Origin of the sequence: Henriciella sp. AS95 (genome assembly GCF_038900055.1) — a bacterium.
Lineage (GTDB): Bacteria > Pseudomonadota > Alphaproteobacteria > Caulobacterales > Hyphomonadaceae > Henriciella.
On record NZ_JBBMQM010000001.1, the window covers coordinates 3,448,755 to 3,467,817 of the forward strand.

Annotated in this window: 24 protein-coding genes; 13 read left to right on the forward strand and 11 right to left on the reverse strand. The window is 59.5% G+C overall.

What is annotated here, in order from left to right; translation table 11 throughout:
* The first annotated feature begins 56 nt into the window (after positions 1–56).
* A complete protein-coding gene (locus WNY37_RS16550) occupies positions 57–335 on the forward strand; it encodes a hypothetical protein (protein WP_342974505.1) in 279 nt (92 codons plus the stop codon).
* Here WNY37_RS16550 and WNY37_RS16555 read toward each other — a convergent pair.
* On the reverse strand, positions 332–1,216 hold the full coding sequence (locus tag WNY37_RS16555; RefSeq protein ID WP_342974506.1) for a hypothetical protein: 885 nt from the start codon (positions 1,214–1,216) through the stop codon (positions 332–334). The genes WNY37_RS16550 and WNY37_RS16555 overlap by 4 nt on opposite strands.
* Before the next feature lie 502 nt (positions 1,217–1,718).
* The gene (locus WNY37_RS16560; RefSeq protein ID WP_342974507.1) at positions 1,719–2,225 is read right to left on the reverse strand and encodes a hypothetical protein; all 507 of its coding nucleotides are present in this window, start codon (positions 2,223–2,225) and stop codon (positions 1,719–1,721) included.
* Between the two features lie 238 nt (positions 2,226–2,463).
* Between WNY37_RS16560 and WNY37_RS16565 the strand changes: the two genes are divergently transcribed.
* The gene (locus WNY37_RS16565) at positions 2,464–3,387 is read left to right on the forward strand and encodes a dienelactone hydrolase family protein (RefSeq protein WP_342974508.1); all 924 of its coding nucleotides are present in this window, start codon (positions 2,464–2,466) and stop codon (positions 3,385–3,387) included.
* Between the two features lie 4 nt (positions 3,388–3,391).
* Positions 3,392–3,556, forward strand: coding sequence for a hypothetical protein (locus tag WNY37_RS16570; protein ID WP_342974509.1), 165 nt, complete (start codon positions 3,392–3,394; stop codon positions 3,554–3,556).
* A 56-nt stretch (positions 3,557–3,612) separates the two neighbouring features.
* Here the strand turns inward: WNY37_RS16570 and WNY37_RS16575 are convergent, their stop codons facing one another.
* Both WNY37_RS16575 and WNY37_RS16580 read right to left on the reverse strand, forming a co-directional pair.
* Complete coding sequence (locus WNY37_RS16575; RefSeq protein ID WP_342974510.1) at positions 3,613–4,062, reverse strand: hypothetical protein; 450 nt, start codon at positions 4,060–4,062, stop codon at positions 3,613–3,615.
* Between the two features lie 29 nt (positions 4,063–4,091).
* Complete coding sequence (locus tag WNY37_RS16580) at positions 4,092–5,213, reverse strand: ParA family protein (protein ID WP_342974511.1); 1,122 nt, start codon at positions 5,211–5,213, stop codon at positions 4,092–4,094.
* A 114-nt stretch (positions 5,214–5,327) separates the two neighbouring features.
* Here WNY37_RS16580 and WNY37_RS16585 point away from each other — a divergent pair, with 114 nt between their 5' ends.
* Positions 5,328–5,744 carry a hypothetical protein gene (locus WNY37_RS16585; RefSeq protein WP_342974512.1) on the forward strand — a complete coding sequence of 139 codons (417 nt, stop codon included), beginning with the start codon at positions 5,328–5,330 and terminating at the stop codon, positions 5,742–5,744.
* Positions 5,745–5,818: 74 nt separating this feature from the next.
* Here the strand turns inward: WNY37_RS16585 and WNY37_RS16590 are convergent, their stop codons facing one another.
* On the reverse strand, positions 5,819–6,289 hold the full coding sequence (locus WNY37_RS16590) for a GNAT family N-acetyltransferase (RefSeq protein ID WP_342974513.1): 471 nt from the start codon (positions 6,287–6,289) through the stop codon (positions 5,819–5,821).
* Between the two features lie 144 nt (positions 6,290–6,433).
* Here WNY37_RS16590 and WNY37_RS16595 point away from each other — a divergent pair, with 144 nt between their 5' ends.
* The 5 genes from WNY37_RS16595 to WNY37_RS16615 all read left to right on the forward strand — a co-directional run bounded on the left by WNY37_RS16595 (position 6,434) and on the right by WNY37_RS16615 (position 9,233).
* Entirely contained in the window at positions 6,434–7,303 is an 870-nt protein-coding gene (locus WNY37_RS16595) for a hypothetical protein (protein ID WP_342974514.1), read from the forward strand.
* A gap of 121 nt (positions 7,304–7,424) precedes the next feature.
* Complete coding sequence (locus tag WNY37_RS16600) at positions 7,425–7,937, forward strand: hypothetical protein (RefSeq protein WP_342974515.1); 513 nt, start codon at positions 7,425–7,427, stop codon at positions 7,935–7,937.
* A gap of 14 nt (positions 7,938–7,951) precedes the next feature.
* Entirely contained in the window at positions 7,952–8,512 is a 561-nt protein-coding gene (locus WNY37_RS16605; protein WP_342974516.1) for a DUF1697 domain-containing protein, read from the forward strand.
* A 54-nt stretch (positions 8,513–8,566) separates the two neighbouring features.
* Positions 8,567–8,866: a nucleotidyltransferase domain-containing protein gene (locus tag WNY37_RS16610; RefSeq protein WP_342974517.1), complete on the forward strand. Its 300-nt coding sequence runs from the start codon at positions 8,567–8,569 to the stop codon at positions 8,864–8,866.
* Positions 8,856–9,233 (forward strand): HepT-like ribonuclease domain-containing protein, encoded by a 378-nt coding sequence (locus tag WNY37_RS16615; RefSeq protein WP_342974518.1) that lies wholly within the window; start codon positions 8,856–8,858, stop codon positions 9,231–9,233. The genes WNY37_RS16610 and WNY37_RS16615 overlap by 11 nt, the downstream gene beginning before the upstream one ends.
* 16 nt (positions 9,234–9,249) lie before the next feature.
* Here the strand turns inward: WNY37_RS16615 and yihA are convergent, their stop codons facing one another.
* The 4 genes from yihA to rpmH are packed head-to-tail and all read right to left on the reverse strand — an operon-like array spanning position 9,250 to position 12,325.
* Positions 9,250–9,894 (reverse strand): ribosome biogenesis GTP-binding protein YihA/YsxC, encoded by a 645-nt coding sequence (gene yihA, locus WNY37_RS16620; protein ID WP_342974519.1) that lies wholly within the window; start codon positions 9,892–9,894, stop codon positions 9,250–9,252.
* On the reverse strand, positions 9,891–11,729 hold the full coding sequence (gene yidC, locus WNY37_RS16625) for a membrane protein insertase YidC (RefSeq protein ID WP_342974520.1): 1,839 nt from the start codon (positions 11,727–11,729) through the stop codon (positions 9,891–9,893). Before yidC ends, yihA begins: the two co-directional genes overlap by 4 nt.
* The gene (rnpA, locus tag WNY37_RS16630) at positions 11,726–12,160 is read right to left on the reverse strand and encodes a ribonuclease P protein component (RefSeq protein ID WP_342974521.1); all 435 of its coding nucleotides are present in this window, start codon (positions 12,158–12,160) and stop codon (positions 11,726–11,728) included. The genes yidC and rnpA overlap by 4 nt, the downstream gene beginning before the upstream one ends.
* A gap of 30 nt (positions 12,161–12,190) precedes the next feature.
* The gene (rpmH, locus tag WNY37_RS16635; RefSeq protein ID WP_084391371.1) at positions 12,191–12,325 is read right to left on the reverse strand and encodes a 50S ribosomal protein L34; all 135 of its coding nucleotides are present in this window, start codon (positions 12,323–12,325) and stop codon (positions 12,191–12,193) included.
* Between the two features lie 172 nt (positions 12,326–12,497).
* On the opposite strand from rpmH, the gene WNY37_RS16640 reads away from it, so the two are divergent.
* The 4 genes from WNY37_RS16640 to WNY37_RS16655 are packed head-to-tail and all read left to right on the forward strand — an operon-like array spanning position 12,498 to position 16,942.
* Positions 12,498–13,292 carry a DUF547 domain-containing protein gene (locus WNY37_RS16640; RefSeq protein WP_342974522.1) on the forward strand — a complete coding sequence of 265 codons (795 nt, stop codon included), beginning with the start codon at positions 12,498–12,500 and terminating at the stop codon, positions 13,290–13,292.
* A 42-nt stretch (positions 13,293–13,334) separates the two neighbouring features.
* The gene (locus WNY37_RS16645; RefSeq protein WP_342974523.1) at positions 13,335–14,093 is read left to right on the forward strand and encodes a VTT domain-containing protein; all 759 of its coding nucleotides are present in this window, start codon (positions 13,335–13,337) and stop codon (positions 14,091–14,093) included.
* Entirely contained in the window at positions 14,090–15,529 is a 1,440-nt protein-coding gene (locus tag WNY37_RS16650) for an FAD-dependent oxidoreductase (protein WP_342974524.1), read from the forward strand. The genes WNY37_RS16645 and WNY37_RS16650 overlap by 4 nt, the downstream gene beginning before the upstream one ends.
* Positions 15,530–15,544: 15 nt before the next feature.
* Entirely contained in the window at positions 15,545–16,942 is a 1,398-nt protein-coding gene (locus WNY37_RS16655; RefSeq protein WP_342974525.1) for a HAMP domain-containing sensor histidine kinase, read from the forward strand.
* Positions 16,943–16,957: 15 nt separating this feature from the next.
* On the opposite strand, the gene ggt is transcribed toward WNY37_RS16655, so the two are convergent.
* Both ggt and WNY37_RS16665 read right to left on the reverse strand, forming a co-directional pair.
* Positions 16,958–18,754, reverse strand: coding sequence for a gamma-glutamyltransferase (ggt, locus tag WNY37_RS16660; RefSeq protein ID WP_342974526.1), 1,797 nt, complete (start codon positions 18,752–18,754; stop codon positions 16,958–16,960).
* The gene (locus WNY37_RS16665) at positions 18,751–19,020 is read right to left on the reverse strand and encodes a hypothetical protein (RefSeq protein WP_342974527.1); all 270 of its coding nucleotides are present in this window, start codon (positions 19,018–19,020) and stop codon (positions 18,751–18,753) included. Before WNY37_RS16665 ends, ggt begins: the two co-directional genes overlap by 4 nt.
* Positions 19,021–19,063 lie beyond the last annotated feature (43 nt).

A 19,063-nucleotide genomic window follows, 5' to 3' on the forward strand; every position in this document is an offset into this window, starting at 1 on the left:
ATAGAAAAGGGCGTGCGTCCTATTAAATGGGTTCGGAACAAGACGCGTGGGTGCGAATGGGCGAGACTCTCGAAGAATTCGGCGAACGGACGCATTATCGGACGCTGCTTGCGATGGAAGAACATGCAGGGCATTCGGTCGCCTATCTGCTGCACGAACTTGGTTACACCGATCTGTTCAAGCTCGCCGACGAGAATCCTGGCAATATTTACTATATGCCATTCATTGGACCTAAGCGTTTCGTAAAGATCGTCGAATGCCTGCAATCGCGCGGCCTCGATTTTGACTACGACGCTTTTCTGCCCTTCGCCAAGCTATCGCCCGAAGAGAGCTAGACCAGATTGCCATCCGATGATGAAAGGCAGAATACGCGTCGCCCGTTCGCGTGGGTGCGATCGTGATCGTGTGGAAACATCAGGCCGAAGGGCGGGATGGAGCTAGTGTGAGCCTCTGCGATTGTCTTTAATTCAATATACAGCGCGTCGGCTAATTTCTTTGTTATGCCATATCCCTTTCGTTCACGACGCCCGTCTGCAGAAAGCTCCGGAAATATTCGATCTTCGAAGAATGTGCGGCTCACACTCGCATTGTGTTTATGCCACAGATTGTTAATCATAGCTGCCAGTTCGTCAGGCGTTGCCATGTCGTAGATGTCTTTCACCAATGCAGCATTTGCAGACCAGATGGAAGCAATTAGCATCCCGTCGAGAAAGCCGTCTTTCGTTGATACGTGATCATCAGTGTAATTCGTTACGGGCCTGAACTGCAGCGCTGTCGCCGCACGGACGACATTATGCGCGCGCAGATAGATGAAAGGCGATGTCGGATCGCCGCTGACAATATCGTCAATCTCGGGGCGCTTGATGAGGTTAGGGCCAACGTAGAGCGTGCGGTTCTTCGGATTGACCGCACGGGCGTTCGCAACGAACTTTTGAAGACCATCGATCAGTTGAGAGATGTTGAGGTGGCCCCATGAGCCTTTGGCCACGAACAGTTTTCTGTTGCGGTGTTGAAGAACTTCTTCGCCCGTGACCGAACCATCCGTCAGTCGGTATAAGACCTCCAGTTGGGATTGGGTAAACCGCCGTTTGGCAGGTTCGATCTTTGGGTCGGTATATACGCTGTAGGATGCGTTTCGTTTGTTTTTCTTTTTCTGGTCATCCAGTGACGCCTGCTTAGGCGGAACAGCCATCACCTTTGTTCTGGGAAACATCATCCATCAACCCTCGAATTCTTTCGAAAATCATTAATTATATTGAATGCAGGTTCAACCTTTGAATTCCCCTGAAATCCGCTTGACAAGCTGAGATTGTAAATAAGTGGGCACATGTAGAAAGAGCAATCTCCGAAAATCTTCCGAAACAGTCGAAACCGCACAAAATTGCTGGAAATCACATCCAAAGGAGAAAACATTTTCGAAAGCGGCAAACGCAATTCGAACGATCACAAGCGTTGTGGCGGCGCTATCGAGCACGGGCGACACTGCGGGCACTCTCAAAGAAAGGAGGTGATGAAGTGATCTCGATTATCGGTTTCGGAATTGGCTGCGCCAGCCTGGTCGTCGGTGGTATTGGCCTAGTCCTGCAGATGCGCGACAAGCGCGGCTAGAGGCAGCGTGTCTTCAACAATCAACAAGCTCGGGCCGGTTCGCCGGCCCTTTTTTGGCTCCATTTCGATCACTAGCTCAAGGAACGCCGCCCTACAAATTGCGCGAGAGTTCAAAACCGGATGGCGAAAACGGGGTAATCGCGCTCGGTATACAAGAGCCCGACCCGTTGATCGGACACTCCGACAGTGATTGCAAGAGTCTGTTTCTGCCCCCATTGCGGACGACGCAATCCATCCACCTCCCCCAGCGCCCGTCCTATTCTCCTCCCCATGCTCAACTCGGAGACCCTTCGCATCTGCAACCAAAGAGTACCGGTCCGGTGCTGTGGGTCTATCTTGCCTGCCTCAAGCTCACGCTGAACAAGGCGTGGGCCGAGGGGCGTGACGGGGTGATCTGGTCGCTCAAACCCAATGGCGTCATCTCCATAAAATACTGGGGTGAGAGCGCGGCCGAGCGCGCCCGGCGCGGCGGCCTGCCGCCCGGTTTCGACCACGCCCCCTGGACCCGCCTCAAGACCGGCTTCGAGCCGCACCGTCTCGCCCATCTTGAGGGCGCGCGCTCGCGCGGTCTTGCCCTGACCGCGCTCTTCGCCGCGGGCGCAGGCCGCCTTGCCCACGCTGGCACCGCGCCGTCTTCAGCCTCATCCCTGATGCCCCTTGCCGGCCTCCCACAGTCCGGCACGCCTCCCCCCCACCCGCCTGGAGTGAGCGTTCACACAAATAAGCCCGTCGCCGCGCCCGAAACCCCGGGTCTGCGGCCGCTCGTGCTGGTCTTGCCAACGACGGACGCCCTTGCCATCCGCGCCGCTTGTCGCTTGTCTGCTCTTCAAACAGGACAAAAGGCGAGGACGCGCGATGAAGAGATGGATATTGGGGCTGGCTCTGGCCCTCATATGGACAGGCCCCGCCGCAGCGCAGACCGCCGACACAGCGCCCACCGCCCAGATCGTGCCCGCCGTCCCCGGTCAGCAGATCTATCTGCCCACGGTCGATGAGACCGCGCCCGACACCGAACAGTGGAACCGCGTCTTCGGACAGGTCTGGGTCCGCAACGTCTCAAAGCCGTCGCTCTACCCGGTGATGCCCAAGAATGGACGCGGCAATGGCCAGGCCGTCATCATAATGCCCGGCGGCGGCTTCTCATTCGTCTCCATCGAAAGCGAGGGCTTCTGGGTGGCCGAACGCCTCGCCGCCGAGGGCTACACGGCCTTTGTCCTCAAATATCGCCCCCGTCCGACCCCAGAAGCGCCGGACGCCTTTCTGGTGCAGATCAGCCGGGAGTTTCAGGCGCTGGGCCGGGTGGAGGAGAGGCTGGACCCGGCCGCCGATACGCCCGTCCACGCCCGCGATATCGCCTATGAGCCGGCCGCCGACGATCTCGCCGCCGCCATTGCGCTCGTCCAGAGCCGCGCCGATGAGTGGGGCCTCGCCCCGGACCAGATTGGCGTGATCGGGTTTTCGGCGGGGGCCATGGCGTCCATTCAGCTCATCGAGGACTATGAGGAAGCCTCCGCGCTCGCCCATGTCGGCCTGATCTATCCGCCCATGTGGCTGTCGATCGAGGGCGGGCCGCGCCCGGACCTGTTCTTCGCGATCGCCGTTGATGACCCCCTCTTCGCCCGCAATGACCTCTCCATGGTGCAAGCCTGGCTCAAGCAGAGCGACGATGTGGAGTTTCACCTCTATTCAGGCGGCGGCCACGGCTTCGGCATGCGCCCCCAAGGCACAACCAGCGACCTCTGGATCGAGCAATATCTGGCGTGGCTGGCGGCGCGGTAGGTTTATGGCGGAGGGCAAAGACCTCTGGATCCCCGCGCGGGCCAAAGCCCCCGACGACGCCCTCATAGAGACGATCAAGACCCACGCCGAAGAACTGGGCTATGAGGCAGGGCCGCTGATGTTTGTGGGGGAGGTGAGGCGCCCGCCATCCCTCACGCCGTCACCCTGAGCGAAGTCGAAGGGCTAGGGCATGCGATGCCGCATGCCAGAAAGATCAATAACGAGCTATTGTGAGCGATGCTGCTGTTTCCAAAAACCATCGAACTTTTGCTCAATAAGTCCGTAAGCTTTTGCTTTGCTTCCAACAGTGGTTGTTTTCCCAACATACTCAGCGACTATTTGTTTGAGCTCCGTCAGGCGAACATTTCCATCGGATTTTAGCTGCTCCAGCGAATCAACAAACAGGCTGTGACTTGAGCCAGCAGATTTCAAGGAATGAACGTGTTTTGCGACCGTTTGTTGACGGACGACCGCCGGTTTTTTCTTTCTTACCGGCTTGGTTGCGGCTTCTTCACGAAGTTTTCTGACAAGCTGATCGACCGACGAATTCTTATGTGCGTTCAGAAAGGCCACAGTCTTTCTGACACCTAATCTAGGATGCTTACTTGCTGCGCCTGGCATTGCCTCTTCGATGTCCTGAAGAGAGCGAATAAGATCGCCAACGCTGTAGCCCATTTTAGCCCCTCCGAAGCAAAGTAATGGGCCTATTCGGCCGCATTAGCCAGTGGTTTGTTTAGCCTTAGGTCGATCGCAATTTCTTGCGCTAAATTATCAAATGTGGCTCGCACGATGTCGCCCGGTGCTCCTGGAAGTAGATATCCAATATTAGCGCCTTCCGGTCTCCCAATGTGTACTGTGTCTTTTACAAACTGCGTGTAGATTTTCGCGGTGGGCGCCTGCGCAGCGAGCGCGTCAATGATCTCTTCGTAAGGTAAATTTTCCGAGCCCGACGGCTCACGATCCATCCTCGTCATGTTGCAAACCACCCCCAATATCTCGAAGTTGCTTCGAATTCGGCGCTGCAGCATTTCCAAGTAGTTCAACATCTTGCTGATAGGCCGCACAGACAGCGGTTGGAGCTTTGTCGGGATGAGGACGAAGTTCGAAGCCTTGAGCGCGTTCACTGAAGCTAAGCTCAAGCGAGGTGGGGCGTCCATTATGACTACGTCATAGTGCTCCCAAACTTTGACCATTCCAGATCTCAACGTGCGGGCTAATCGACTTCGAGCATCATCGCGCGTATCATTCATCATCCAGCGCATCATTTCGTTGTCTTCTACGTCTGTTAGACCATACTCAGCTGTTACGATATCCACTCGGTCCAAGCCTAGCGTTTTGGATACGAGTTGGTCTTTCGATTTTATTGCGCGTGCGTTTCTCAAGAGATCGCCCACGAGATTTTCTGATCCCTCCATCCGAACTCGCAGCAGATCCGACAACGATCCTTGATAATCCAAATCCACCAACAGAACTCGGTAGCCTAGTCTTTCGCGCGATAAGGCAGCCGCTAAGTTTGCTGCAATCGTTGTTTTTCCAACGCCGCCCTTGAAATTCATTACTGTTAGAACTGGAGGTCCATTCGGATTCGAAACTTTCGTACCCTTTCGAAACGCCCAAATCGGACGTCGAGACCGCACGAACGCTCGAAGCTCCAAATAGCTCGGCAGTCCGAGAACGATTGCCCGAAGCCAGCCAACAAAACCAGCGAATGAACGGAAAATGGCATCCCTAACTGGATTGAAGATCAGCAGAATCAGTCCCGTAAGGACACTTCCTATCAGCACGTTCAACCCGTTTGTGCTCAACCAATCATAGATCCCAGCCACTCGCCCCAACCTCAGAATTCTGTTCTTTTATAAGAGTAATAGAAAAATGGATTTTTCCACAACCGTAGAAGCAATCCATCCCCCTCCCCCAGCGCCCGTCGCATACTCCTTCCCATGCTCGATTGGCCGACCATTCAGAGATGCCACCAGATCGTGCCCGTCCAATACTGGCCGGTGCTGTGGTTCTATCTTGCCTGCCTACGGATCACGCTGGCTGAGGCGTGGGCGGATGGCTGTGACGGGCTTGTCTGGTCGCTGAAGCCCAATGGGGTGATCTACATCAAGCATTGCGGAGAGAGCGCGGCCGAGCGTGCCGCGCGCGGCGGCCTGCCATCCGATGTCGACGCCGCGCCCTGGACCCGTCTTGCCCCGCTGCATCTCGGCCCGCTCGCGGCCCTCTTTGCGGACGAGCCAGCGCTTGCAGCGCATCTGCACGGGTCCCGCGCGGCTTTCGCACGGCGCCTGGCCGCCCTGACCAAGCACGCCCCACAGCGCCAGACTGGCCCCTCGCCCTGCCTCCACCCACCTTGAGTGAGCGCTCACACAAAATCTGATCGCCTGCCGCGCTCCACACCCGGAGTCTGCGGCCGCTGGTGCTGCACGCGCTACGCGTCCAGCGCCCGCTCCATGAACACGGAATGCGGGTCGGCGTGATAGCCTTCGAACGGCCCGCGAAACACAAAGCCATTGCGCTGATAGAGCCGCCGCGCCGGAGCAAAGGCCGGCTGCGACCCGGTTTCCAGCATCAGCCTGGAATAATACCGCTCCCGCGCCTCGGCCATGATGTGCTTCAGCATTGTCTGGCCGAGCCCCGCCCCGCGAAACTGCGCCACGGTGTGCATCGACTTGATCTCGCCCGACCGTCCATCCGACAGCCCCTTCAGCGCACCGCAGCCGACCAGCTTGTCGCCGTCCCGCATCTCCCACACGGTCATGTCAGGCCGCTTCAACCCATCGATCAGCAAGGCATGCGAGCTTTCCGGCGGCGATGTCTCGAGCATCAACGCCTTGTGAGACGCGATCAGCTCGCGAAAGTCGCTCCTGTCGAGATCTGCTGTCTGAATGCTCACGGCCATCGCCCTCAATTGTCCTAAAGACCCGCGTTTCTGGCAAGTGGTGAATGACGGGAACTGTCGATGTTCAATCTTCGTTCATCTGACAGTCAGGCAGGGTTTGTTAACCCTTGTTTCATGACAGGAAATCCCGAACGGAGACAATCCATGACCAAAGCCCGCAAGCCTCGCCTCGCTCGCTGGTGCGCCGGCCTTGGCCTTATCGGCGCCGGCCTGATGGCCAGCGGCTGCACGACCTATGGCTATGACGGCTATTACACCGCCAGCGCCGACGCCTATTACAGCGATGGCTACAATGCTGGCGACCCATACTATTACGGCGACAGCTATTACGGTGCCGACTATTATTATGGCGGCGAGGGCTATTATTACGGCGACACCGGCTATTATGACCGCAGCGGCGTCTTCTTCACCTACTCGCCGACCTATGTGACCGGCTATTCGTCAGGCTACTATCGCCACAATCGCAATCGCTATCTCCAGCTTCGCAGCCAGGGCCGCAATCATCGCGGCAACCGGCATGCGAACTATCGTGACCAGCGCCGCGACCATGACCGGGGTGACCGTCATCGGGGCGACCGCGACCATCGCAGGGATCGTGGTGATCGCGGTGATCGCGACCATCGGTGGGACCACGCTGACCGGGGTGATCGAGGCCACCGGGACCGCGATCGCGGCGACCGCCATCGTGACCGCGGAGACGACAATGCCAGGCGCACCGGCCCGGGCGGCCTGAAGGTCTATGGCCAGCCAGGCGGCGACCGCGGCAGGCAGAATGATAATCGTCGCGGCGAAGCCAGGCCTGGCGAACAGGCCCGCCGCGCCTATCAGGCCAATCGCAGCCAGAACCAGACCCGCCCGCAAAGCCCTCCCCGCCCGAGCCAGAGCCGGCCACAGGACACCACTCCGTCCAGCGACAATCGCCGCGCCGATCGCGGAAACCGTGGCAATCGGGGCGATAGGGGCAACCGGACCAATCCGCGTGCAGACCGGCTTCTCGGCGGCAAGCGAGACTAGACACGATCCGGCCTTCGAACCGGCCCTCTCTTGAAATTCGTGACGATCTGTTCATCTTGCGGTCAGGCTGGGTCTGTTAATGCCTTGAACACACGCAGGATTACGGAGTGGGGGGACCACGATGAACGTTCAAGCGGCGCCGGCGCGCAAGACGCGCGCAAAGCTCGGTCTGGCCGCGATGGCCGGTCTCCTGATGACCGGTTGCACCGCGACTGAGCTGGAAGCCATATCCGCCGGCCTCAGCCAGGGCTTCGCCGAAGCCTCCTACAATCAGCCCTACGGCTCAGCCTATCAGGCCCCCGGCTACACGCCGTCGCCTTATACCGTCTCCAATGGGTACTGGACGCCCAACACATTCGGCACCTATGGCGGTTGGCCAACCGGCACATCATACGGTCAGAGGGTCGGCTACAATAGCTGTTCCCATAGCGGCAGCTTCTATACCTGTGACACGAATGGTGATGGCTATGCCGACATGTACGGCAATACCGAAGACGGCTCCTACGCCTCATCCTCGCTGCGCGTGAACGGGCGCGGCGAAGCCTTCACCTGGGGCGAGAATGGCTGGGAGCGCAATCGCGCCTATGACGGACCACGCCAGCCTGACGAAATTATCATACACGACGGCGACTGAGGTATAGTCCCTGAATGAATCAGTGGATCGTCTTCCTGCGCGGCGTGAATGTCGGCGGCAATAACAAGCTCCCCATGAAGGATTTGTGCGACGCGATGCAGGCAGCCGCGTTCGATGATGTGCAAACCTACATTCAGAGCGGCAACATTGTTTTCAAGTCGCTCCATACGTCCGCAGACGCCGTCGGCGATGCCATCACGGGCCTAATAGAAAAGACATTCGGCTTCGCCCCGCGCAGCCATGTTCTGTCGGCAGAACAACTGTCAAAGGCGCTCGACGCCAATCCCTTCGCCAGGAAGGGCCAGAATGATCCGAAAACCGTTCATTTCTTCTTCCTCGCCGAAGCGCCTGGCCACAAGGCTGACCTCGACGCCCTCTATGACCTGAAAGCCAGATCAGAGCGCACCGAGCTTATCGATGACGTGTTCTACCTCTACGCCCCGGATGGCATCGGGCGCTCGAAGCTTGTAGACAAGATCGAGAAATGGATCCCCGTGCCGATGACCGCGCGAAACATGCGTTCCGTCTACAAGGTCGCGGCGATGGCAGGTTTGGAAATCAATGCTCCAGACTAAAGCCCTCACTGAATCCAGTTTCCAATGGAATGAACGCTGCAAAACGCATATATTATGACTATGGATCTGAAATCGGCGATCAATATTTTGAAGTCCCACCGCGACGCCCTTCGCGAAAAAGGTGTGGTCAGCATGTCTATAATCGGATCGGTTGCCCGAGGTGAATCGACACCGCAAAGCGATATCGATATCGTTGCCCGTATTGAGAACGAAACTTTTTCTGTGCTGGATAGAGCGCAATTGGTCATTGACCTCGAAGACTGGCTCGGTGCGGACGTCGACTTTGTGAGAGAGCCGACCTCAAAACCGTATTTACAAGCCGAAATCGACCGGGACCGCATCCTTGCTTTCTAATCGCGAAGCGCATCTCGTCGGCGAGATATTCGAAGAGTCGGAAAAGGCACTGTCGTGGACCGCTGAGAAGGACGAGCAATCCTTTCTTCGCGATGAGCCACTGGTGTATGCCACGGAGAAAGCGATCCAGAATACTGTTGAGGCCTGCATCCAACTTGAAGGAAAGCTGGATACCGGGCGCTTTGAAGCGCTGTTTCCGAACTACACCCTAAGAGCTGTAAAAAAGATCGGCAATTCCTTGCGCCATAACTATGCCGGCGTCACAGCAACCGAGGTCTACGCGACAATCGGGGACTTTGTCGGGCCGATTCATTTGCGCGCCAGTGAGTTGCTTGACCAGCACCGCGCGCTTCATGGTGATCGCTAAACCTTTAGAAAGCCGCTCATAGCGTCAGCTGCAGGATTTCTGCGCGCAGCTCGGGCAGGCCCCAGCCTTTCTCAGACGACGTTACGCGAATAACCGGGTGCGCCGCCGGGTGCTTCTTCAGCGCGGCTTCAATCTTCGCCTTGGTCTTGTCGGCCTCGGTTTTCTTCACCTTGTCGGCCTTGGTCATGACGATCTGATAGGTCACAGCCGCCGAGTTCAGCATGGCCATGACATCGAGGTCGGTGTCCATCAGGCCGCGGCGGCTATCGACCAGCAGGAAGACGCGGCGAAGGTTGACCCGCCCCTGCAGGTAGCGAAGCGTCAGGCGCTGCCACTCATGCGCCTGGGTTCGCGAGACCTTGGCATAGCCAAAGCCTGGCAGGTCGACGAGCCACATCTTGCCCTCGCCGAGGTCAAAATAATTGAGCTCCCGCGTGCGCCCCGGCTCCTGGGAGGCGCGGGCGAGGTTCTTGCGATTGAGGAGGCCATTGATCAGCGAGGACTTGCCGACATTGGACCGCCCCGCAAAGGCGATCTCGGGCCGGTCGGCCTCCGGCAGCTGGGTCAGCGCCGCTGCACCGAGCACGAAATCACAAGGGCCCGCGCACAGGACGCGGGCCGCTTCAATCGTTTCCTCGGAGAATTCAGGCGTCTCGCTCAAGCTTCTTCCTTGCTTCGGCCCAATAGCCGACCAATCAACTTGTCGAGTTCGGTTTCAACCCCGTTTCGCCGCATGATGAAGTATTGCTGGATCAGCGACAGCGTGTTCGACCACACCCAGTACATGACGAGGCCGGCAGCAAATCCGCCAAACACGAACATGAAGATAATCGGCAGGAAGCGCATGATCATCTTCTGCGTCGGATCGGTTGGCGGCGGCGAGAGCGACTGGATGCCAGCCATCGTCACACCGTAGAGGATCGGCAGGATACCGATGCCGATGACAAGACCGATGACCGGGATCGCTTTCACGTCTGCCGCAGCCCATGGCAGCAAGCCGAACAGATTGCCGATCGCGGTCGGGTCAGGCGCCGACAAATCCTTGATGAACCAGAAAGATGCGTGGCGCATCTCGATGGTCACGTAGAGCGTCTTGTAGAGCGCGAAGAAGACCGGAATCGTGAACAGGATCGGGATACAACCCGCGATCGGATTGGCCTTTTCACGCTGGTAGAGCTTCATGATCTCCTGCTGGCGCCGCTGCGGATCGGCCGCGAAACGCTCCTGGATTTCCTTCATCGGCTCGGTGAGCTTCTTCATCTTCGCCATCGACTTGTACGACTGGTTGTACAGCGGCACGAGCGGCAGACGGACCAGAACGGTCAGCGCCAGAATGGCCCAGCCGAACGTGCCAACCTTGCCTTCCAGCCATGACAGCAACGCGAAGAGCGGCTTGGTGATGTAGTAGAGGATGTTCCCCCAGTCGATTGCATCATCGAACCGCGGAACGCCTGCATCTTCATAGCCATTGAGGACAGCGTTTTCCTTCGCACCGGAGAAGATGCGGTTCTGAACAGTAATGGTCTCGCCCGGCTGCAGCGTCCGGCCCGCGCTGGCCGCTGTCAGCTGCAGGACAGGTCCGGTTTCGCGCGACAGGCGCTGATACTGGCCGGCAAACTCATATTGCTGTTCAGGGATCAGCGTCGTCATCCAGTATTTGTCGGTGAAGCCGACCCAGCCGCCCTCGCTCGCGCGGCGCGCGCCCTGGTCATCGGCATCCTTGATGCCCTTGCCCTTGTCGAGGTTCTTGAAGTTGCGCCAGGTGAGCTTGCCGTCGAACACGCCAATGAACCCCTGAAGGGCCATGCCTGACGTGCGTGAGCTGCCGGGGTCTGTTGCTTCCAGGAAGCCTTTCCATTCCCCGTGCCGGCGGATCGAGCCAAGCGGAGAGAGCGTGCGCACCTCAGACCCGGCATTGGTCACGCGGTCGGTGAAGGTGAACATGTAGTTATCGTCGACACTGATCGTGCGCTCGATCGAAATACCCTCATTCTCATAGGTGAGCGTGATCGGCGACGCGGTGGTCAGCTCGCCGCCGCCCTGCTGCTGCCAGCGGGCCGTTGGACCAGCCACCGGCGACGTGCCGTCGAACCAGTACCAGCTGGCATAGTAGCCAAACTCGGCATTGGTCGGGCGAAGCAGGCGCAGCTCATTCACGCGCTCCACCGTTGTGAAGTGATCCTTCAGCTGCAGATCGTCGAGGATCGAGCCGGTCAGGCGGATCGAACCATCAACACGGTCAGCGTCAAAGTCGACGCGCTGATTGACCGACAGCGCTTCGTCGACCGTTGCAGCAATTGTCGGCGGCGCTTCGACCGCTTCGTTCGCCTCTGGCGTTGCAATCTCCTGCTGCGCCTCGGCGGCTTCCTGCGCGGCGCGGCGTTGCTCTTGCTGCGGATTGAGAACAAGCGCCTGATAGCCAAATACAAATGCGATCATCAGCACCATGGCGATGATGAAATTGCGCTGGTCCTGAGGGTCCATCCCCTGATTCATGTCGACGGTCCGTGATCTTCAGATAAAGGAATGGGGCCCGGCCCCTCGCCAGACCCCCTCTTCAAGGTTGCGGCGAGGCTTATCAGCGCGCTTTCCATATCGTCAAGCAAACGCTGCCACCCAATGTCAGCGGTATCGAGGCGAGCGATGAATACATAGTCCACCCCGTGCACCCCATGCTGCGGCAACAACAGGCGTGAAGCCTCCTTCAGCCGGCGCTTGGAGCGATTGCGGATAACGGCATTGCCAATCTTTTTTGTCGCAGTGAATCCGGCACCGATGGTCGGCGGTTCCTCGTCAATCGCGCGGCGCTGGCGGGCCTGAACGACAAGGCTCTTGCGCCGCTCTGCGTGTCCGCCGCGCACAAAAAGAAACTGAGGCCGCACGGTAAGCCGTACGACCTCAGATCTGGTATTCAATGTCTCAGCCATGGGGAAACCCCATATGGTACTGCGTGCCCCTTAGGCAGACAGGACCTTGCGGCCTTTGGCACGGCGACGTGCGAGCACCTTGCGGCCATTCTTGGTGGCCATGCGCGAACGGAAACCGTGGCGGCGGGCGCGCTTGAGACGCGAAGGCTGGAATGTACGTTTCATGGGCTTACGCCTTAAGCAATTGTGTTGACCGAATTCGGAAACCGCGGCTGATACAGGCTGTAGCGGCGAGGGTCAAGGGCGCGATGCCAGTCCCACACGCATCACGGCACTTTGATCGGCGCGAGCCAGCTCGTGAAGTGTTATCGTGTCCGTGTCTGCCTATATCAGGCCCATGACACAACACACCAGACGCCATAATCGGTCCGCCCCAAGCCTGTTTGCCGGCCTCGCCCTCCTCTTGGCATCACCTGCCGCATTTGCCCAGACCGCCGGCGCGTCAGACGACGCCTGGATGGACATCCTCGAGACCTATGTCCACGAGAGCGAGGATGGCATCAACCGTGTCGACTACGGCGCTCTGAAGGCCAACGCCGCCGATGTCAGCAAGCTCGACGCCTATATCGAACAGTTTGCCGATCTCGATATCGATGCCCTGCCCCGCGACGAGCAATTCGCCAGCTGGGCCAATCTCTATAACGCCGTCACCGTTCGCTATATTGTCCGGAAGTATCCCACCTCCACCATCAAGCCATGGTACTCATCCGGCCCATGGAAGACGATCAAGGTGATGGCAGACGGCCGTGAGGTCTCGCTCGACGCCATTGAGCATGAAATCCTCCGCGCCCAATGGGAAGGCGACCCGCGCCTGCATTATGCCATCAACTGCGCCTCGCTCGGCTGTCCGAACCTCATGGACCGGCCCTGGGAGGCAGAAACCCTGGACGAGGACCTCAATGCCGCCGCCCGCGCCTATATCAACCATCCTCGCGGCGTCAGCGTCACCGGAAATGGCCTTCGTGTGTCCTCGATCTATGACTGGTTCAAATCTGACTTCGGCGGCACCGACGCGCAGGTGATCGACCACTTCCTCATCTATGCAGACCCTGACCTTGCGAGACAGATTGAAGCCAACCCCGACATTCGCGGATATGGCTATAACTGGTCGCTCAACGATACCTCAAAATAAGCCAGACGCACTGGCACACACGCCAAGAAGGAACCGGACCCAATGTCCGAAACAGTCACCGCCCAGCCGGAACAGACCAGTCGATCCCTCTGGATCCGGCTCTGGCCGCTTTACGTCATTGTTGCGGGCCTCGTTGCAGCCTGGGCTTTCGGCCTGTTCGACTATCTCTCAGTAGAAACGCTGCGCGAACAGAACGCCACGCTGCAGGCCTTTGTGGCAGAGAATCTCATCCTCGCTTTTGCGATTTATATCGCCGTCTATGCGCTCGCGACCCTGTTCATGCTGCCCGGCGCCCTCTGGGTCACCATTGCCGGTGGCCTGCTCTTCGGCCTCGTCGGCGGATCGATCGCAACGGTCATCGGCGCGACGCTCGGTGCCAGCCTGCTGTTTCTCGCGGCCAAGACGTCGCTCGGCAGAATCCTGCGCGACAAGGCGGGCAGCTTCGTGAAAAAAATGGAGGCCGGCTTCAATGAAAACGCCATCTCCTACATGTTCGCGCTGCGCCTGCTGCCCGTCGTACCCTTCCCCGTTGCCAACATCGCGCCGGCCCTGCTCGGCGCTAAATACAGGGATTTTCTGCTGACGACGGCACTCGGCATCATTCCAGGCGTTGTGGCCTATACATGGATCGGAGCGAGCCTCGGGGCGACCTTCGATGCAGGCGAGACGCAATCCCTGTTCGATGTGATCGGGAATTTCTTCCCGGCCTTCCTCGCGCTCGGCGCGGTTGCTCTTCTGCCTGTGGCCTACAAGAAATTCTTCGGCCGAAAGGCCGCACAGCTAGAGAAAGCCGCTCAGTGACAACAGACTCGCCAAACCACTTGAAAGCAGACCTCGTCGTGATCGGCGCCGGCTCGGCCGGACTCTCGGCGGCCGCTGGAGCCGCCATGCTCGGCCTCGACGTCGTCCTGTTTGAGAAAGGCGAATTGGGCGGTGACTGCCTGAACTCCGGCTGCGTGCCCTCCAAGGCGCTGCTATCGGCTGCCAAATATGCCGCCGCTGCGCGCGAAAGCAGCAAATATGGCATCACAACCGTTGAACCGGTCACTCACTGGCCGAGCGTCCAGCAACATATCCGCAAAGCCATAGACACGATCGCGCCCGTCGACAGCCAGGAGCGGTTCGAAGGCCTGGGTGTCAACGTCATCCGCGAACACGCACACTTCACCAACCCCAACACGGTCGCCTCTGAAAGCACCATCGTTCAGGCGCGCCGGATCATCATCGCGACCGGGTCTGTTCCGGCCATTCCGCCCATTCCGGGCCTCGATACGGTCGATTATCTCACCAATGAAACCATCTTCTGGACGAGAGAACTGCCGGACCATCTCCTCATTCTTGGGGCGGGCCCCATCGGAATGGAGATGGCGCAGGCTTTCAGGCGGCTTGGCTCGGCCGTCACCGTCATCGAAATGGACAAGGCGCTGGCCCGGTCTGACAGCGAGCATGCAGAGATCGCCACCGCAGCCCTGCGCGACGAAGGCGTCACCATTCTCGAGAAACACAAGGCTGTTGCCGTATCAAAGGCCAACGGGACAATTTCCGTCGAGGTCGAAGACGAAAGCGGGCGCAAGACTGTGACGGGCTCGCACTTGCTCGTCGCGACCGGCCGCAAGTCCGTTACCGATGGCCTCGCGCTTGAAGCGGGCGATGTCGAAACCGACCGTCAGGGCATTCTGGTCACTGACAAGCTGCGCTCTGTTTCGAACAAGCACGTCTGGGTCCTTGGCGACGTCGCCGGCAAGGGACAGTTCACGCATCTGGCCGGTTGGCACGGCTCTGTCTTCATTCGCCGGGCGCTGTTCAAGCAGGGCAGCAAATCATCTTCGCTGCCCCTCCCCGCCGTGACCTATACCTCCCCAGAGGTCGCCCAGCTCGCCATGACAGAGGACGAAGCGCGCGCCGAATATGGCGACGATATCGATGTCTCCCGCTTCGGGTTCGATGAGAATGACCGCGCCATCGCCGAAGGCAAAACCAAGGGCGAATGCAAGCTCATCATCCGCAAAGGCAAACTTGTCGGGGCGTCCGTGGTTGGCGAAGGCGCTGGCGATATCATTCAGCTGGCCACCTATGCCATGTCCAATGGCATGAAGGTCCAGTCCTTAACCAACTTCATCTCCCCCTATCCGACGCGGACCGAAGTCGTGAAACGGGCGGCCAGCGCTCACTTTACCGACACCGTCTTCGGCAAGCCCGCCCGGATGCTTGTCAGCTTGCTTCAGCGCATTCCTTAACCTATCTCCCAGCCAGTGGCTGACGCGGCGAAACCTTCTTCCGGCAGGAGCCGGTCCGGCCTGTTCGACAGCCTGTCGGTCAGGCTGTTTCTCGTCACCATGGCTGCCATTCTCGTCGTCGAGTTCCTGGTCTTCCTGCCCAGCGCTGCCAATTACCGCGCCAACTGGCTCGATCAGCGGGTTCAGGCTGCCCGCATCGCGGCGCTGTCGCTTGAGGCCGCGCCCAGCCGGATGGTGTCAGAAGAGCTTTCCGAAGACCTGTTGATGCGGGCCGAAGTCCTCGCTGTCGCCGAGCTCAGCGATGACATGCGAGAGCAGATCCTGCCGCCCGCCATGCCGCTGTCGGGCACCATGAAGACCGTCGATCTCATGGAAGAAGGCATGATGGGTTCGATCATGCAGACCCTGGATACCTATCGCGCCGAAGACGGCCGCCTGCTGATCGTTCGGGCTATGGGCTCAGCGCCCGGCCGCACGCTTGAGATCGTCTTGCCTGAAGCGCCGCTGAAAGAAGGCCTCAGCAACTTTGGCTGGCGTGTGTTCTGGCTGTCGCTCCTGATATCCCTGACAGCTGGCGGGCTGATCTACCTCCTGCTCTTCCTGCTTGTGGTTCGCCCGATGCAGCGCGTGACCGCGTCCGTCATTCGTTTTCGTGAAGACCCGGGAAGCTGGACCAAGCGCCTGTCGACGACCAGCCGCAAGGACGAGATTGGCCGCGCGCAGAACGCTCTGGCCGATATGGAAAGCGCCGTGTCCGATACGTTCCGCCAGCGTGAACGGCTCGCCCAGCTCGGCGAGGCCGTCGCCAAGATCAATCACGATTTGCGCAACTCCCTTGCGACCGCGCAGATCGCCTCTGACGCGCTTTCAACATCCAATGACCCGCGCGTCCAACGGGCCGCCCCTCGCCTCGAACGCGCCCTTGAGCGTGCCATCAAGCTGGCCAGCGAGACCTTGAAGTATGGGCGCTCCACCACGCCAGCCGCGCGCCTGCAGCCCGTCCTGCTCCATCAGGCCATTGAAGAAGCCGCCCGGGAGGCCCTGCCCGGCGATGACCGCATCGCCTTTACCAACGAGACCGACCCGGCGATCACCATCAAAGCCGATCCGGACCACCTCCACCGTATCGCCGCCAACCTCATCCGCAACGCCGCCGAGGCCATGCCCGAAGGGGGCGCGCTCAAGGTGAGCGGCGCGGATCGTCAGATCGATTTTGCCGATACAGGCCCCGGCTTGTCAGACAAGGCTGAGTCAAACCTCTTCAAACCTTTTACCGGCACGACCCGCAAGGATGGCTCAGGCCTTGGCCTTGCCCTGTCGCGAGACTTGGCCCGCTCCATGGGCGGAGACCTTACGCTTCAGCGGACAGGACCTGACGGCACCGTCTTCCGGCTCACCCTGCCTGAGGACTGAGGCTGAAAGCTGAGCCTATTCCTCCAGCGGTTTGGCAACACCCTCTCGGCGCGGATCTGCCCCGCCCTCCAGGTAATTGCTGCGCACGACAATAACGTGCAGCCCGGAATTTTCGCCCGTACGCTCTTCGACAATATAGCCCATGGCGTCCAGCGTTGCGGCCCATTCTTCACCCTTCGGAACGTCGACTTCCACACCGACCGTCTGGCCACGCGCAATCACGTTAGGAAGATTGATCGCCTCCTGCGCCGATAGCCCCCACTTCAGCACGCCAATCAGCGTCTTGGAGACATAAGCCACAATGGAATTGCCGCCCGGCGAACCGGTCACCATCAACAGCTCGCCATTCTCATCAAAGACGATCGTTGGCGACATGGATGACCGCGGGCGTTTTCCCCCATCAGGGGCATTGGCGACGAGCTGGTTATTGATGCGTGGCTGGCGGGAGAAGTCTGTCAGCTGGTTGTTCAGCAAATAGCCGTTGACCATCCGTGAATTGCCAAAGGCGGACTCCACAGTGGCCGTCATCGAGACCGCATTGCCATACTGGTCGACAATGGAAATGTGCGTCGTGCCCGGCGTCTCCTCGGTCATGTCGCGGCCCCACATATCGATCATCGGGCCACGGCCAAGCACTTCGCCAGGATCGCCCGGTTGCGGCGTCGCATCCAGCGCAAAGGCCTGCGCCGCCCGCGCATCGAGATATTTCGGGTTGATCAGGTCTTCGGTCGGTACCTTCACGAAGTCGGCATCGGCCACATAATGGTCCCGGTCAGCATAGGTGAGACGTTGGGCCTCGACCCAGGCCATCAGCACATCTTCTTCGGCCAGGTCGCCGTCCCAAGGCAGCGAGCGTTCATACAGGCCGAAGATCATGTTCTGCGTAACCCCGCCCGAACTTGGCGGCGGCGCAGAGCAGATGCGAACCGCTTCGTGGTCACCGCAGACGGCCGGGTGAAGCTTCACCTTATAGTCAGCGAGGTCGGCCAGCGTCATCGCGCCCGGGATCGGCTCACTGGACACAGCCGCCACAATGGCTTCAGCGTTCGCGCCCTTGTAGAAACTGTCCGATCCATCCTTCGCAAGCGCCGACAGAGTGGCGGCATAGTCAGGATTGGTCCGCGCCGTTCCGACGGTCAGCGGCTGGCCATTGGGATAGAAATAGGCTGCGCTTGCCGGGTCGACATCAAGCCGCACCGCTTCGCGCAGGCGCTCATTCGCGAGCAGGCCGGCCAGACGGGGCGACACTTCAAAACCTTCAGTCGCGAGGTCTATCGCCGGCTGAAACACGCTCGCCCAGTCAGCCCGGCCATACATCTCATGCGCCGACTCATACAGTTTCGGCATGCCGGGAACACCGGTCGAGCGACCGGACTGCCAGGCGGTGACATAAGGCATCACACTGCCATCCTGCATGAACAGGTTTTCGTCTGCAGCCGCCGGGGCCGTCTCGCGCCCGTCAAAAACGGTCAGCTCGTCTGCGTCATGGTCGTAATAGACCATGAAAGCCCCGCCGCCGATGCCGGAGCTTTGCGGCTCGACCAGGCCCAGCACAGTATGGACGGCGATCGCCGCATCGATCGCATTGCCGCCTTCGCTGAGGATCTTGAGGCCAGCATCGACCGCTCGCGGGTCCGCCGCCGCCACCATGGCGCCTTTCGTCCAGGCCGGACGGTCAGCCACCTCGGCCGTTTCGACAATTTCAGTGTCCGCTGCGTTTGGCTCTGCGGCATCAGTGGCGACCGGCGATGAAGGCTGGCAGGCTGCAAACGCAAGCGGTGCGGCCCAGACTGAGAGGTATTTCAATTTCATTCGGATGCTTCAGCCTCGTCCTGATCGTCTGATGTTGGGTCTATCGCGGTCTTCGGGTTTGCAGCGATAAAGGCTTTGATTTCGTCGATATTCGCCCTGACGCAAGTGTCGATTGCCGCTGTGTCGCCGACTTCGGCATCGGCAAGGCACGCCTCGAGGCCCGGCATCTCGGCGCTATCGCCAGAGACGGCGACCTGCGCAAATGCTGGAGACGCGGCAGCCGCAAACAGAGCAAGCGCTACAGTCTGGCGAAGAGTCGGTTTCATCACATCTGCATCCCTGATGACCTTGGCGGAGGGTTTGCTTCAC